The sequence below is a fragment of the Streptomyces sp. BHT-5-2 genome (assembly GCF_019774615.1).
Classification (GTDB): domain Bacteria; phylum Actinomycetota; class Actinomycetes; order Streptomycetales; family Streptomycetaceae; genus Streptomyces.
On record NZ_CP081496.1, the window covers coordinates 2,469,400 to 2,483,921 of the forward strand.

General features: G+C 71.7%; 13 protein-coding genes. 12 read left to right on the forward strand and 1 reads right to left on the reverse strand.

The features are described from left to right. Window positions 1-65 precede the first annotated feature (65 nt). The 8 genes from K2224_RS11000 (at window position 66) to K2224_RS11035 (ending at window position 8,618) form a co-directional block, all read left to right on the forward strand. Entirely contained in the window at window positions 66-1,361 is a 1,296-nt protein-coding gene (locus K2224_RS11000) for an MFS transporter (RefSeq protein WP_221906383.1), read from the forward strand. A gap of 33 nt (window positions 1,362-1,394) precedes the next feature. Next, entirely contained in the window at window positions 1,395-2,567 is a 1,173-nt protein-coding gene (locus K2224_RS11005) for an acyltransferase (protein WP_260692509.1), read from the forward strand. Window positions 2,568-2,630: 63 nt separating this feature from the next. After that, window positions 2,631-3,218 (forward strand): NADPH-dependent FMN reductase, encoded by a 588-nt coding sequence (locus K2224_RS11010; RefSeq protein ID WP_221906385.1) that lies wholly within the window; start codon window positions 2,631-2,633, stop codon window positions 3,216-3,218. A 52-nt stretch (window positions 3,219-3,270) separates the two neighbouring features. Next, window positions 3,271-4,323, forward strand: coding sequence for an aldo/keto reductase (locus tag K2224_RS11015; protein WP_221906386.1), 1,053 nt, complete (start codon window positions 3,271-3,273; stop codon window positions 4,321-4,323). Between the two features lie 67 nt (window positions 4,324-4,390). Continuing rightward, window positions 4,391-5,365, forward strand: coding sequence for a dTDP-glucose 4,6-dehydratase (rfbB, locus tag K2224_RS11020; RefSeq protein WP_221906387.1), 975 nt, complete (start codon window positions 4,391-4,393; stop codon window positions 5,363-5,365). Between the two features lie 45 nt (window positions 5,366-5,410). Continuing rightward, complete coding sequence (locus K2224_RS11025) at window positions 5,411-6,817, forward strand: NDP-hexose 2,3-dehydratase family protein (RefSeq protein ID WP_221906388.1); 1,407 nt, start codon at window positions 5,411-5,413, stop codon at window positions 6,815-6,817. Continuing rightward, entirely contained in the window at window positions 6,787-7,818 is a 1,032-nt protein-coding gene (locus K2224_RS11030; RefSeq protein WP_260692510.1) for a Gfo/Idh/MocA family protein, read from the forward strand. Before K2224_RS11025 ends, K2224_RS11030 begins: the two co-directional genes overlap by 31 nt. Then, entirely contained in the window at window positions 7,815-8,618 is an 804-nt protein-coding gene (locus tag K2224_RS11035) for an SAM-dependent methyltransferase (RefSeq protein WP_221906389.1), read from the forward strand. Before K2224_RS11030 ends, K2224_RS11035 begins: the two co-directional genes overlap by 4 nt. A gap of 47 nt (window positions 8,619-8,665) precedes the next feature. Here the strand turns inward: K2224_RS11035 and K2224_RS11040 are convergent, their stop codons facing one another. Further along, window positions 8,666-9,247, reverse strand: coding sequence for a TetR/AcrR family transcriptional regulator (locus tag K2224_RS11040; protein ID WP_221906390.1), 582 nt, complete (start codon window positions 9,245-9,247; stop codon window positions 8,666-8,668). 324 nt (window positions 9,248-9,571) lie between these two features. Between K2224_RS11040 and K2224_RS11045 the strand changes: the two genes are divergently transcribed. From K2224_RS11045 to K2224_RS11060, 4 genes are all read left to right on the forward strand, one after another. Next, entirely contained in the window at window positions 9,572-10,753 is a 1,182-nt protein-coding gene (locus K2224_RS11045; protein WP_260692512.1) for a cytochrome P450, read from the forward strand. A gap of 150 nt (window positions 10,754-10,903) precedes the next feature. Beyond that, complete coding sequence (locus K2224_RS11050; RefSeq protein ID WP_221906392.1) at window positions 10,904-12,052, forward strand: nucleotide disphospho-sugar-binding domain-containing protein; 1,149 nt, start codon at window positions 10,904-10,906, stop codon at window positions 12,050-12,052. Window positions 12,053-12,276: 224 nt separating this feature from the next. Next, the gene (gene rfbA, locus K2224_RS11055; protein ID WP_221906393.1) at window positions 12,277-13,188 is read left to right on the forward strand and encodes a glucose-1-phosphate thymidylyltransferase RfbA; all 912 of its coding nucleotides are present in this window, start codon (window positions 12,277-12,279) and stop codon (window positions 13,186-13,188) included. A gap of 59 nt (window positions 13,189-13,247) precedes the next feature. Further along, complete coding sequence (locus K2224_RS11060; protein WP_221906394.1) at window positions 13,248-14,243, forward strand: NAD(P)-dependent oxidoreductase; 996 nt, start codon at window positions 13,248-13,250, stop codon at window positions 14,241-14,243. The last annotated feature ends 279 nt before the right edge of the window (window positions 14,244-14,522 follow it).

Consider the following 14,522-nt stretch of genomic DNA (forward strand, 5'->3'; position numbering starts at 1 on the left):
GGTCGCGATGATCCCCCGCATCGCGGCCGGCCCCGTCCCGACCGAACCCCTGGCGGTGCATCTCCATGGCGCAGGCTTCGGCCTCCTCCTCACCCTCGGCCCCGGCGACCCACGCGGGGCAGGGCCCCGTCCGCTGGCGGCCGGGCCAGTGGCTGCTGCTGAGCGTCCTCGCGGGCAACATGCTCATCGACGCGCTCGAAGTCTCGGTCGTCCTCGTCACCCTGCCGACGATCGGCCACGCCTTCCACCTCTCAACGTGGGCCACACAGTGGGTGATGGGCGGTTTCGCGCTCGGCTTCGGCGCGGCGCTGATCCCCGGCGCCCGGCTGACCACCGCGCTGGGACGGCGACCGGTCTACCTCGCCGCGCTGCTCGCGTTCACCGCCGCCTCCCTGGCGGGCGGCCTGGCCACCGACCCGGTGGTGCTGACAGTCACCCGGGTCGTCAAGGGCGTGTGCGCCGCGCTCACCGCCCCCACCGGGCTGGCCATCATCACCACGACCTTCCGCGAAGGCCCCGAGCGCAGCCGGGCGATCTCGGTCTACTCGTTCTTCGGAGCCGTCGGCTTCACGGCCGGACTCCTGCTCTCCGGCCTGCTGACACCGGCCGGCTGGCGCTGGGTCTTCCTCTTCCCGGCCCCCGTGGCGCTGCTGCTGCTCCTGCTCGGCGTGCGGTACATCCCCCGCGACGGCAGGCGCGTCCCGTCGCCCGCCGTGCCGCTGCGCCGGCTGCTGCGCAACGGGCGGCTGATGCGGTCGGCGTTCGGCGCGGCGGTGCTCAACGGCACGTTCCTGGGGCTGCTGTTCATCGTCACGTTCCGGCTTCAGACGGTCCGGGGCTGGACACCGTGGCAGACCGCGCTGGCCTTCCTGCCGGCCTGCGTTCCGCTCGCGGTCTCCGCGCTGCGCTCGGGGCCGCTGGTGCGGCGCTTCGGCACACCCCGGCTGATCGCGCTGGGCGCCGCCGCCGCGTGCGCCGGCGACGCGCTGGCGCTGCGCACGGCCGCCCTGGACGCGCCGTACCCGACCGGTCTGCTGCCCGTCACGGCGCTGGTCGGGGCGGGCTTCGTCTTCGCGTTCGTGGCCCTGAACACGCAGGCGGGCGGGAGCGTTCCGGCGGAGCAGCGGGGTACCGCCATCGCCCTGTACCAGACCGCCGTGCAGTTCGGCGCGGTGCTGATGCTGGGTTCGGTGTCGGCGCTGCTGGCCGCCGGCCACCCCGGGCGGGCGGCCGGGGCCGACGCGCTCGCCGCCGCGTACCGCCCGCCCCTGCTGATGGTCGCCGCGGTCGCCGCCGCGGGCCTGCTGATCGCACTGGGCGGCCTCGTCGCGGCCGGCTCCCGCCGCCGCCCACCACGCTGACCCGCACCGTCCCCGACCATGGAAGGCGCCCCTGTGACCGCGCAACCGATCACCACGTCCAGGCTCCCCTCACTCACCGGACTGCGGTTCATCGCCGCTGCCCTGGTGTTCGCCGTCCACGGGGCGAGCACCGGGGTCTTCAAGGACCAGGCCGTGGCGGCCGACTACTTCACGTTCTTCGGGAACGCGGGGGCCGTCGGCGTGTCGTTCTTCTTCCTCCTCAGCGGGTTCGTGCTCACCTGGTCGGCGCGGACCGGGGACACCACCCGGGGGTTCTGGCGGCGCCGCTTCTTCAAGATCGTCCCCAACCACGTGGTGACCTTCGCCGCCGCCCTCGTGCTGATGTCCCTGGTCAGCGCGCAGATCGCGTTCCCGCAGACGCTCGCCAACCTGTTCCTGCTGCACGCCTGGCTGCCGGACGTCTCCTACGTGGAGACCGCCAACACGGTCAGCTGGTCCCTGTCCGTGGAGATGCTCTTCTACCTGGCGTTCCCGCTGCTGATCCGGCTGGTGAACAAGGTCCGGCCGAACCGGCTGTGGTACGGGGCGGCGGGCGCCGCGGCGCTGGTCCTCCTCCTGCCGGTCATCGCCCAGCACCTGCTGCCCAGCACCCCGCACTACTCCTTCCTGCCGCTGTCGTGGACGCAGATCTGGTTCGTCTACGTCTTCCCGCTCAGCCGCCTGCTGGAGTTCCTGCTCGGGATGTTCATGGCCCGCATCCTGCTGACCGGCCGGTGGCCCGGGCTCGGCCTGCTGCCGGCCGGCCTGCTGGCCGTGGCCGCCTACCTGCTGCCGGTCTTCGTGACGTTCAACCAGCTCTACAACTACGCGGCCGTCACGATCGTCCCGCTCGCGCTGCTCATCCCGGCCGCCGCCGCGGCGGACGTCAGGGGGCGCCGGACCTGGCTGAGCACCCGGACGTTCGTCTGGCTCGGTGAGATCTCCTTCGCCTTCTACCTCGTCCACTCCCTGGTGCTGACGTACGGGCACCGGATCTTCGGCTCGCAGCCCAACATCTTCGGGCAGCCCGCCGGCCCGGCCTGGGGCGCCCCGGCCGGCCTCGCCTTCCTCGCCGGCTGCTTCGCGGTGTCGGTGCTCCTGGCGTGGGGGCTGTACGCGCTCCTCGAACGGCCCGCGATGCGCCGCTGGTCGCGGCCGGCCCCGGCCGCCTCGGGCGCCCGCGCCGGCGTGGCAGCGGACACCTGACCCGCCCCTTCCCACCCTTGGTTCTCTTCCCGGTTCGCCTCATTCCAGAAGGAGTTCGACGCCATGTCCGAACAGCCCATCCGCCTCGCCGTCATCACCGGCAGTGTCCGCGACGGCCGGTTCGGCCCCACCGTGACCGACTGGGTCGCCGCCCAGACGGCGCACCGCACCGACCTCGACGTGGACGTCATCGACCTCGCCGACGTCCCGCTGGGAACGGCCGGCCCCACCCGTGAGCCCTCGCCCGAGATGACCGCGGTCCTGGACACGATCCGCCCGCGCATCGCCGCGGCGGACGCCTTCGTCGTGGTGACGCCGGAGTACAACCACAGCTTCCCGGCCGTCCTGAAGAACGCCATCGACTGGCACCTGGTGGAGTGGCGGGCCAAGCCGGTCGGGTTCGTCTGCTACGGCGGCTTCTCCGGCGGGCTGCGCGCCGTCGAGCAGCTCCGGCTGGTCTTCGCGGAGCTGCACGCCGTCGGTATCCGGGACACCGTCAGCTTCCACGGCGGTGCCGCCGCCTTCGACGAGAACGGCACGCCCAGGGACGCCGAGGGCGCCGCCGCGGCCGCCAAGACCCTGCTGGACCAGCTCACCTGGTGGGCGCTGGCCCTGCGCGAGGCCCGCGACAAGCGCCCGTACGGGGCCTGAGCACAGCCGACGGAACGGGAGCCGGAGCGCCGAGGGAGAGGGCCACGCGACGATGAAGTACACGATGTTGGGAAAGACCGGGCTACGGGTGTCGGAACTGTGCCTGGGCGCCGGGACGTTCGGCGAGGGCGAGTGGGGGGCCACCACCCCGGTGGCGTCCCGGCTGGTCGACCAGTACGCCGAGGCCGGCGGCAACTTCGTCGACACCGCCAACGTCTACGGCGGCGGACTGTCGGAGCGCTGCGTCGGCGAGGTGCTGGCAGGGCGGCGCGACCGCTTCGTCCTGGCGACGAAGTACAACGCGATGACCCGGCCGGGGGACGTCAACTCCGCGGGAAACCACCGGAAGAACCTGGTCAGCTCGCTGGAGACCAGCCTGCGCCGGCTGCGCACCGACCGGATCGACCTGCTCTGGCTGCACGCCCGCGACCCCTTCACCCCGGTCGAGGAGGTCATGCGGGCGCTCGACGACCAGATCCGGGCCGGCAAGATCCTCTACGTCGGCGCCTCCAACTGGCCGGCCTGGGAGGTCTCGCGGGCCAACATGCTCGCCGAGCTGCGCGGCTGGTCGGCCTTCGCCGGGATCCAGGTGCGCTACAACCTCCTGGAGCGCACCCCGGAACGCGACCTGCTTCCCATGGCCGGGGCGTGCGACGTCAGCGTGTTCGCCTGGGGCCCGCTGGCGGAGGGCCGGCTGACCGGCAAGTACCTCCGCAGCGAGAGCGGGCGCCTGAGTGTGGAGAACTGGGCCGGCGACAGTGAACGGGACACCGCGGTCGTCCGCGAGGTCGTCAGGATCGCCGAGGAGAGCGGCTGGACCCCGGCGCAGGTCGCGCTGGCCTGGCTGCGCGGCCGCCCCGCACAGCCGCTGCCCATCCTCGGCGCCACCCGGGAGTCCCAGCTCGCGGACACCCTGGCCTGCCTCGACGTCCGCCTCGACGAGGCGCAGACCAGGCGGCTGGACGAGCTGAGCCAGGTGCCGATGGGCTTCCCGCACGAACTGATGCGGGTGCCCAAGTTCACCCGCAACGCCTTCTCGGACCGCTGGCAGGACCTGGAGCACCGCCGCCCCGCCGCCCGTACCGTCGCCGACTTCCTCGGATGACCGGCCCGTCGGCCGGCCGCGCGCCCCTCGCGCGGTCGGCGAGCAACTCCCTTTCCAAGGTGGCCGCATGAGAATCCTGATCACCGGCGGGGCCGGCTTCATAGGCTCGCACTTCGTCCGCTCCCTCCTCGACGACCGGTACGCCGGCTGGGAGGGGGCCAGGGTCACGGTCCTGGACAAGCTCACCTACGCGGGCAACCGGGCCAGCCTCCCCGCCTCGCACCCGCGCCTGACGTTCGTCCAGGGCGACGTGTGCGACAGCGCCCTGCTGCGCGAGGTGCTGCCCGGGCACGACGCGGTGGTGCACTTCGCCGCCGAGTCGCACGTCGACCGCTCCATCACCGGGGCCGCCGAGTTCTTCCGCACCAACGTGCTGGGCACCCAGGCACTGCTGGACGCGGTGCTGGCGACCGGCGTCGAGCGGGTGGTGCACGTCTCCACGGACGAGGTCTACGGCTCCATCGAGGAGGGCGCCTGGACCGAGGAATGGCCGCTGCTGCCCAACACCCCGTACGCCGCTTCCAAGGCGGGCTCCGACCTGGTCGCCCGCTCGTACTGGCGCACCCACGGCGTGGACGTCTCCGTCACCCGGTGTTCCAACAACTACGGGCCGTACCAGCACCCGGAGAAGCTCATCCCGCTGTTCATCACCAACCTGCTGGAGGGCAGGCCGGTCCCGCTGTACGGGGACGGCCGCAACGTCCGCGAGTGGATGCACGTCGACGACCACTGCCGGGCCCTCCATCTCGTCCTCAACAACGGCCGGGCCGGCGAGGTCTACAACGTCGGCGGCGGCAACGAGCGCACCAACCTCGCCATCACCGAACGGCTCCTCGAACTGTGCGGCGCCGACGCGTCGATGGTGCGCCGGGTCGCCGACCGCAAGGGGCACGACCTGCGCTACGCCCTCGACGAGACCAAGATCCGCGAGGAGCTGGGGTACACACCCCGGATCCCCTTCGACCAGGGCCTGGCCGACACGGTCGCCTGGTACCGGGACAACCCGGGCTGGTGGCGAGAGCCGCCGGCCACGGACGCGTAAGCCCGTCCGACCGTCAATCGCCCGTGCCACACGGAAAGTTGGCTCATGCTGCCACACACCAGTGCCACCCCCAACGACTCCAGGACTCTGACGCCCCGTGCGGACGGCGACGCCGCACGGCGCATGGCCCGCTCGGCCGCGGCGACCGAGGGCGCGATGCTGCGCACCGGCGAGGTCCGAGCCTGGCTCGACGAGCGGGCCCGGGCCAACGTCTTCCAGGTCGACCGGGTGCCCTTCGACGCGTTGGACGGCTGGTCCTTCCAGGGCGGTACCGGCAACCTGGTCCACCGCAGCGGGAAGTTCTTCACCGTCGAGGGACTGTCCGTCACCGCCGTGGACGGCGACCGGCGCCAGCAGTGGCAGCAGCCCATCATCAAGCAGCCCGAAGTGGGCATCCTCGGGCTGCTGGTCAAGGAGTTCGACGGCGTACCGCACTTCCTGATGCAGGCCAAGATGGAGCCGGGGAACCCCAACCTGCTCCAGCTGTCCCCGACCGTGCAGGCCACGCGGAGCAACTACACCGGAGTCCACCGCGGCGCCGCCGTGAAGTACATCGAGTACTTCACCCGGGCCGGCCGCGGCCGGGTCCTCGCCGACGTCCTACAGTCCGAGCACGGCTCGTGGTTCCACGGCAAGAGCAACCGCAACATGATCGTCGAAGCGGTCGGCGAGGTGCCGCTGCTGGACGACTTCTGCTGGCTGACCCTGGGGCAGATCAACCAACTGTTGCACCAGGACAACGTGGTGAACATGGACTCGCGGACCGTGCTGTCCTGTGTCCCGCTCGCCGGCGGCACCGAGGCCCGTCTGTCCGACACCGCACTGCTGTCCTGGTTCTGCGGCGAGCGCTCGCGGCACACCGTCAGCGCCGAGCGGGTGTCGCTGAACGGCATCACGCGCTGGAAGCGCGGCCCGGACGCCATCGAGCACGACGAGGGCCGCTACTTCCGTGTGGTCGCGGTGGCCGTCCGGGCCGGCAACCGTGAGGTGACCGGCTGGACCCAACCACTGTTCGAGCCGGTCGGCCGGGGTGTGGCGGCCTTCCTGTGGCGCACCATCGGCGGGGTGCCGCACGTCCTGGCGCACGCCCGGGTCGAGGGCGGCTTCCTCGACACCGTCGAACTGGGGCCGACCGTTCAGTACACCCCGGAGAACTACCGGCACCTGCCGGCCGAGGACCGCCCGCCGTACCTCGACGCGGTGCTCGACGCCGACCCGTCGCGGATCCGGTACGAGGCCGTGCACTCCGAGGAGGGCGGCCGCTTCCTGAACGCCGAGAGCCGCTACCTGGTCATCGAGGCGGACGAGTCCCAGGCACCCCTGGACCCGCCACCTGGCTACCAGTGGGTCACCCCCGGCCAGCTGACCTCCCTGGTACGGCACGGGCACTACCTCAACGTCCAGGCCCGCACCCTGCTCGCATGTCTCAACGCGATGGGGGAGCAGGGCTGATGGAACCGGTGCGGATCGCCGTCATGGGCCTGGCCTCGATCGCCCGGCGGCGCCTGCTGCCCGCCATGGCGGCCTGCCCCGACGTCGAGATCGTCGCGGTGGCGAGCCGCGACGCGGACCGTGCGCGGGAGGCGGCCCGCGCCTACGGGTGCCGGGCGGTGCACGGCTACGACCGGCTGCTCGACCGCGCGGACGTGGAGGCCGTCTACGTTCCCCTGCCCTCGTCACTGCACGCGCGGTGGACCGAGGCCGCGTTGCGGGCGGGCAAACACGTCCTCGTCGAGAAGCCGCTCGCCGACGACGCCGAGCGCGCCGCCGCGCTGCTGGCGTCGGCCCGGTCGGCGGGCCTGGTGCTGCGGGAGAACGTGATGTTCGTGCACCACGGGCAGCACGCGGCCGTCCGCGCACTGGTCGAGGACGGCGCGATCGGCCAACTGCGCTCCTTCCAGGCGGCGTTCACCATCCCGCCACTACCCGACGACGACATCCGCTACGACCCGGACCTGGGCGGGGGAGCACTGGCGGACGTGGGGGTGTACCCCGTGCGGGCCGCCCAGCACTTCCTGGGGCCGGATCTCGCGGTGCGCGGTGCCGTGCTGACCGCGGGGCCCGGCCGTCGTGTGGAGACCTCCGGTGCGGCGCTGCTGACCGCGGACGGGGGCGTGACCGCCCAGCTGAGCTTCGGCATGGAGCACGCCTACCGGTCCACGTACGAACTGTGCGGCAGCGAGGGCCGGATCCGCATCGACCGTGCCTTCACCCCGCCCGCGGACCACGAACCGGTGGTGTGCCTGACACGCGCCTCGGGGACGGAGCGGATCCGGTTGCCCGCCGAGGACCAGGTGGCGAGCGCCGTCGCGGCGTTCGCCGCCGCCGTGCGCGCCGGGGCGCCGGCCGACGACGCGCCGCTGCGGCAGGCGCGGCTGCTGGACGGCATCCGGCGGCGCGCCGCCGAGGAAGACACAGACCGAGCAGAACCCGCATCGAGGAGTGTGCGATGAGCGCGACCGTGAACTGGATTCCCGAGGGCATGGACCGTGAGGTTCCCAGCGCAGCCCGTGCCTACGACTACATAGCGGGCGGCACCCACCACTTCGAGGCCGACCGGAAGCTGGGGGACCAGGTGCTCTCGGTACTGCCGGCCAGGGACATGTCCCGCCACAACCGGCAGTTCCTCCAGCGTGTGGTGCGCTTCATGGTCGGCCGGGGCATCCGGCAGTTCGTCGACCTGGGCTCCGGGCTGCCGGTGATGGGCAACGTCCACGAGACCGCCCGGCAGGCCGCCCCCGAGTGCCGGGTGGTCTACGTCGACAACGAGCGGGCCACCATCGAGCACAGCGAGCTGATCCTGCGCGGCGACGAGCGCACCGCGATGGTGGGCGAGGACCTGCGTGACCCGGACGCCGTCCTGAACGCCGAGGCCACCCGCCGTCTGATCGACTTCTCGCAGCCGGTCGGCTTCCTGATGCTGGGCGTGACCCAGTTCCTGCACGACGAGGACGACCCGTGGGCCATCACCGCGGCCTACCGCCGGGCGCTGCCCTCCGGCAGCTATCTCGCGCTGTCCTGCTTCACCTGGGACAACGACCCCGAGACGATGCGGAACACGGTCGAGATGTTCCAGCGGAGCGGCCGCACGCCGATCGTGCCGCGCACCGGCGAGGAGGTCCGCAGGCTGCTCGGCGACTTCGAACTGCTCGACCCCGGGCTGGTGTTCACGCCCCAGTGGCGCCCGGACGGCGCCTCCGGCGCCGCCGAGGAGCGCTCCAACCTGTACGCGGCCGTCGCGCGTAAGCCCTGAGCGGGGCGGCGGCGCCCACCGGGCCGGCGCGCCGCCCTGCCGGCGCGTCAGGCCCCTTCGGGGTGCGCCGCCGCCACCATCTCCATGGTGATCTCCAGCAACGCCGACCGCTTCTCCTGGGCGTCCCCGGCGATGTTCGGCAGGGCGAAGGTCCCGAAGTGCAGGGTCAGCAGGGCACTCATACAGCGCAGCTGGTCGGTGAGCGAGGTGTCCGAGTCGGTGAGCATCTCGCCGATGGCGGTCATCTGCTGCCCGAACTCCTTGCCGACCTTGAGGTCGCGCAGGGTCGCCTCGTTCTCCCGAAGGAAGCGGACGAGCGGGACGGAGGCTTCGAGTGCGGCGCTGTAGCGGCGCAGGATCTCCTGCTTGGTCTCGAGGTTCCGGGGCTGCTGGCGCCCCCAGGAGATGATGTCGTCGACGGGGCGGCTCAGGTCCTGGAAGATGCTGAGGAGAATGTCCTCCTTCGACTTGAAGTGGTAATAGATCGCGGGTTTGCTGACCTCCAGGATTTCCGCGATCTCACGCAGCGAGGTCTTCTCGTAGCCGTTTCGGACAAAGAGCTCCAGGGCCACGTCCTGGATGCGCCTGCGGGTGTCCCCCCGCTCCTTCTTCGTACCTTTTCCGGCCACGCTCTCTCCCTCGGTCCGTCCTCACCCGGCTGGGGCCGGAACACCCACTTACCGGTCGGCAGGCAAGTACCCGCCGCCCAGTGTACGTGTGCGCGTCGCGCATCGCCCGCGCGTCCCTCCGGCCCTGGGCACGCCGCCCGCAAGCGCCCCGGCGCGGGCATCGGCTTCGGCACCGCGGGCGAACCGGCCGCCGGGATGCGGGCCATGCCGTCCCCGGCCCGGTTCGCGGACGACCTCGAAGCGCTCGCTCCGCGCCGAGGACGGCCGACACCGGGTCGGCGCACCCGCCATGCTCACCTCCGAACCGAAAGGACCGAAGTGCCCATGTCCTCCCAGCAGTGGAACTTCCACCCGGATCAGTTCTGGATGCGCGGTGAGCGCCCCCCGGCCCCCGTCGCGTACGACGAGGCCAAGCAGCTGTGGAACGTCTACGGCTACGCGGAGGCGCTCCAGGTGCTCAACGACCCGGAGACCTTCTCCTCCGACCTCAGCGTGCTGGCGCCGGAAGGCCAACGGCAGATCTTCCCCGGCAACCTCACGACGATGGACGCGCCCGAGCACACCAAGATGCGCAAGATCGTCAGCGGGGTGTTCACCCGCCGCGTGGTCGCCGGCCTCGAACCCCGTATCAAGGAGATCACCCACGAACTGCTCGACGCGGTCGAGCCGGGCGACTCGTTCGACCTCGTGGAGGTGCTGGCGCACCCGTTGCCCGTCATCGTCATCGCCGAACTGCTCGGGGTTCCCAGCAGCGACCGCCCGCTGTTCAAGGAGTGGGTCGGCAAGCTGCTGGAGAGCAACCAGGCGTTCTCCACCGGCGAGGACACCCCGGAGCTGCAGCGGCAGCGCGAGGAGGCCCTCGCCCAGATCAGGAACCTCTCCGACTACCTGCTCGACCATGTCGAACAGCGCCGCGCCGCCCCGCGCGAGGACCTGCTGACCAGGCTCGTCCAGGCCGAGGTGGACGGCGAGCGGCTGTCCCCGGCCGAGGTGGGCAACTTCTCCCTGGTCCTGCTGGTGGCGGGGCACATCACCACGACGATGCTGCTGGGCAACACGATCCTGTGCCTGGACGCCCACCCTTCGGCCATGGCGGCCGTACGCCGGGACCGCGCCCGCATCCCCACCGCGATCGAGGAGTCGCTGCGGCTGTTCAGCCCGCTGTCCACGCTGCGCCGGGTGACCACTACGGCGGCGCGGATCGGCGACGCCGAGATCCCCCCGCGGTCGGTGGTCATGACGTGGACGGCCGCCGCGGCCCGCGACGAGCGCCAGTTCCGCGACCCGCACACCTTCGACCTCGACCGGGAGAACATCCAGCACCTCTCGTTCGGCAGAGGCGCGCACTTCTGCATGGGTGCGCCGCTGGCCCGCCTTGAAGGCGTGCTCGCCCTGAACATCCTCTTCGACCGCTTCCCGGCGCTGCGCCGCGACCCGGCGCGGGACCCGGAGTTCATGCCGGGGGCCAATGTGACGGGCGTGGAGAAGCTGCACCTGCTCACCTGACCGTCCGGCTCTCCCGAGCGTTCGCGAGCGGGCGCGCCGCGCGCCGCCCCGGGCGGCCCCCCGCGCCGTCCCCACCGGCACGGCGCCATGCCCTGACCACCCGAAGTCCGCGCGTCGCCCGTCCGGGCGACGGAGGAGACCGGAACACCCATGAGGCTGCTGTTCGTCGCGGGCCCGGCCCCGTCCGACATCTACGCCGTCGCCCCCCTCGCCACCGCCGCGCGCGCCGACGGGCACCAGGTGCTGATGTCCACGCCGAAGGAACTGACCCCGGTGGTCACCGGCGTCGGCCTGCCGACCGTCGCCACGACCACCACATCGATCCCCGACATCAGGGCCACCCGCCGCTCCGGCGAGCGTGAGGTGGTCCCCGATGACGTGGACCACCCCGAGTTCATCCGGTACACCGGCCGCTGGCTCGGGCGGCTGGCCGCCGAAACCCTCGTCCGGCTGCGCGAGGTGGCGGCGGCCTGGCGGCCGGACGTGGTGGTCACCGGCCCGCACGCGTACGCGGGGGCACTCCTCGCCCACGAGCTGTCCGTACCGTGGATCCGGCACACCTGGACCGTGCTGGACACCGTGGGCATCCACGTCGGCAGCGAGGGTGAACTGGCGCCGGAGCTGGCCGAACTGGGCCTCGACCGGATTCCCGGACCGGACCTGCTGATCGACAACTGTCCGCCCGGCATCCGCCCGGCGGACGCCTCCCCCGCGCAGCAGATCCGCTACGTTCCCGTCAATGCCCAGCGCCCGGCCGAGCCGTGGATGTACACCCGCGGCGAGCGCCGACGGGTGTGCGTCACCGGCGGGCGCATGGCCGCCCTCGATGACGACTTCGAGCCGATCCGCGGCATGGTGCGGCAGCTGGCCGAGTTGGACGCCGAGGTCGTCATCACGGCGCCGCGGAAGGTCGCTCACGCGCTGCGCGCCGAGTTCGGCGACGTCCGCGCGGGCTGGGTCCCGCTGGACGTACTGATGCCGACCTGCGACCTGATCGTGCACCACGCCGGTGGCGTGCCCGGCCTGCCCGGCCTGACGGCCGCGCTCTCGGGGGTCCCGCAGCTGCTGATGCCACAGGAGAAGAAGATGCACACGGCCGCCCGGCTCGTCGCCGAGTACGGCGCCGCGATCACCCTGCTTCCGGACGAGGTGAGCACCGACAGCGTCGGCAACGGCATCCGCGAGCTGCTCTCCGCCCCGTCCTACGCCGACCGGGCCCAGGCACTGGCCCAGGAAATCGCCCGGATGCCGTCACCCGCCGAGGTCCTGGGCACCGTCGAGCACCTGGCACGGCGCTGAACCGCGCGGACGCCACCCGCTGACCCGCCGCGGCTCGCCCACGTGCGGGGAGGAGTCGGCGGTCGAACTGGTGACTTCAGACAGGAAGTTGACGTCACCGCATCCGCATCCGCATCCGCATCGGCATCGGCGGCCGCGGCCGCAGGCACAGGTACAGCCACAGAAACCGACACAGTCACAGACACCGACACAGGCACTGCACAGACACCGACGGAGACAGGCATATGAAGGGCATCATTCTCGCTGGTGGCAGCGGCACCCGGCTCAGGCCGCTGACCGGAGTGGTCTCGAAGCAGATCCTCCCGGTCTACAACAAGCCGATGATCTACTACCCCCTGTCCGTCCTCATGCTCGCCGGCATCCGGGACATCCTGGTGATCTCCTCGCCGGCTCACCTGGACATGTTCCGCGACCTGCTCGGCGACGGCTCCCGGCTCGGCATCCGGCTGGAGTACGCGGAGCAGAAGGAACCCAACGGCATCGCCGAGGCGTTCATCATCGGCGCCGACCACATCGGCGACGACGACGTGGCGCTGATCCTCGGTGACAACGTCTTCCACGGTCACGGCTTCTCCGAGCTGCTGCGCACCACCGCCGCCCGCCTCGACGGCTGCGCGCTCTTCGGCTACCCGGTCAACGACCCCTGGCGGTACGGCGTCGCCGAACTGGACGCCGACCGACGGCTGACGGGCCTGACGGAGAAGCCCACCGACCCGGTCTCCAACATCGCGGTCACCGGCCTGTACATGTACAGCAACGAGGTGGTCCGGATGGCCCAGGAACTGGTCCCCTCCGACCGCGGCGAGCTGGAGATCACCGATCTGAACAAGGCGTATCTGGCACAGGGCCGGGCCCATCTGGCCGAGCTGGGCCGCGGGTTCGTCTGGCTCGACATGGGCACCCACGACTCCCTGCTGGAGGCCGGCCACTACGTCCAGATCCTCGAACAACGCCAGGGCATACGCATCGGCTGCGTCGAGGAGACCGCCTTCCGGATGGGCTACATCAGCGCGGAGCAGTGCCGCCGGCTCGGTACCGAGCAGTCCAGCACCGACTACGGGTCCTACCTGGTCAGCCTCGTCGAGGGGGACGGGGTGTACGAGGCGCGGGCCCGCCGGACCGCGCCGGCCGGCTGAGCCCGGGCCCCGGCACCGGCACCCCTTCTTCTCCTCGCCCACCCACCTCCGGAGGACCCATGCAGGACCCCGCACCGTCCCGGCCCCCGACCGCGGTCGTGCTGGGAGGCACCGGCTGCATCGGACGGCACGTCTGTACCGCCTTCGCCCGGCACGGCTACCGCGTCGTCGTCGTGGCCCGCCGGCCCGCCCCGCACGTGGCGGAGCACATGTTCCGTCCCCTGGACCTGCTCACGGCGTCCGCCGCCGAGCTGGACGCGCTGTTCCGGGACGCGGACGTACGCGCGAGCGTCGTGGTCAACGCCACCGACATGGCGGGTGCCACCGACCTGACCAGCGCCGCGGACGGCGGCGCGGGCCGCGCGGCCGAACTGCTGGCCGCCAACGAGGGGCTGGCCCGCACGCTGGTCGCGGCCCTGGAGGGCAACCCGGGGCGGCCCCGGCTGGTCCACCTCGGCACCATCCACGAATACGGGCCCGGCCAGGCAGGGGTCCCGTTGCACGAGGAGATCGAGCCGCGGCCCGCGAACGCCTACGCGGACGCCAAGCTGGCCGCGTCCAGGACCATCCTCGACGCGGCCAGCGCGGGCCGCGTCGACGGCGTCGCGCTCCGGCTCGTCAACACCTGCGGCCCCTACCCGACCCCGGCGGGTTTCCCGGGCAAGCTCCTCCCCAGGCTGTGCGCCGCGCGGCAGGGCGCCGAACTCTCCGTGCGCGTCGTCGACGCACGGCGCGACTGGATCGATGTGCGCGATGTCGCCGAAGCGTGCGTGCTGGCCGCCGAACGGCCGGTCAGCGGACGGGTGTTCAACATCGGCAGCGGGATCGCGGTGCCGATGCGGGAACTGGTCGCCCACTGCCTCGCCGCCGCCGGCCTGCCGGATTCCGGCGTCACGGAGGAGGACCGCCCGGGGCACGGCGGCGTGCGCGGCCTGGGTGCCGACTGGATCCAGGCCGACATCCGACTTGCCCGCGACCTGCTGGGCTTCGCCCCGCGCTTCGGACTCAGGCAGTCACTACAGGACATGTGGGATGCGGGCGCCACCAGCCGCTGATCCGCCCCTCTGTGATCGGTGTCACTATTTATGGTTCCTTGGCATTCCCCTTGGATTCCTCTGTGATTGCTGACTTGCTCCTGGTTATCTTTATGAAATTCACGCACTGACGTGGTTGCTTTCTGTGGGCCGGAGCGAAGAAACTCGTCATTACCTTCCGCTGTAGTGTCTCGGTCGGCCATCACGGGCTTTCGGTACCGCCATTCCGGCTTCAGGCCGCGGCGGGGGTGGGATTCGCCCCTGCCGCCGCGATGCTGAACGTGCAGGCGGCGCACTCCG

Coding starts and splice junctions, on each gene's coding strand:
- K2224_RS11030 (WP_260692510.1), top strand. CDS start 6,787: ATGTCTCAACGCGATGGGGGAGCAGGGCTGATGGAACCGGTGCGGATC.
- K2224_RS11050 (WP_221906392.1), top strand. CDS start 10,904: ATGAGGCTGCTGTTCGTCGCGGGCCCGGCCCCGTCCGACATCTACGCC.
- K2224_RS11025 (WP_221906388.1), top strand. CDS start 5,411: ATGCTGCCACACACCAGTGCCACCCCCAACGACTCCAGGACTCTGACG.
- rfbB (WP_221906387.1), top strand. CDS start 4,391: ATGAGAATCCTGATCACCGGCGGGGCCGGCTTCATAGGCTCGCACTTC.
- K2224_RS11035 (WP_221906389.1), top strand. CDS start 7,815: ATGAGCGCGACCGTGAACTGGATTCCCGAGGGCATGGACCGTGAGGTT.
- K2224_RS11010 (WP_221906385.1), top strand. CDS start 2,631: ATGTCCGAACAGCCCATCCGCCTCGCCGTCATCACCGGCAGTGTCCGC.
- K2224_RS11060 (WP_221906394.1), top strand. CDS start 13,248: ATGCAGGACCCCGCACCGTCCCGGCCCCCGACCGCGGTCGTGCTGGGA.
- K2224_RS11000 (WP_221906383.1), top strand. CDS start 66: ATGGCGCAGGCTTCGGCCTCCTCCTCACCCTCGGCCCCGGCGACCCAC.
- rfbA (WP_221906393.1), top strand. CDS start 12,277: ATGAAGGGCATCATTCTCGCTGGTGGCAGCGGCACCCGGCTCAGGCCG.
- K2224_RS11015 (WP_221906386.1), top strand. CDS start 3,271: ATGAAGTACACGATGTTGGGAAAGACCGGGCTACGGGTGTCGGAACTG.
- K2224_RS11045 (WP_260692512.1), top strand. CDS start 9,572: ATGTCCTCCCAGCAGTGGAACTTCCACCCGGATCAGTTCTGGATGCGC.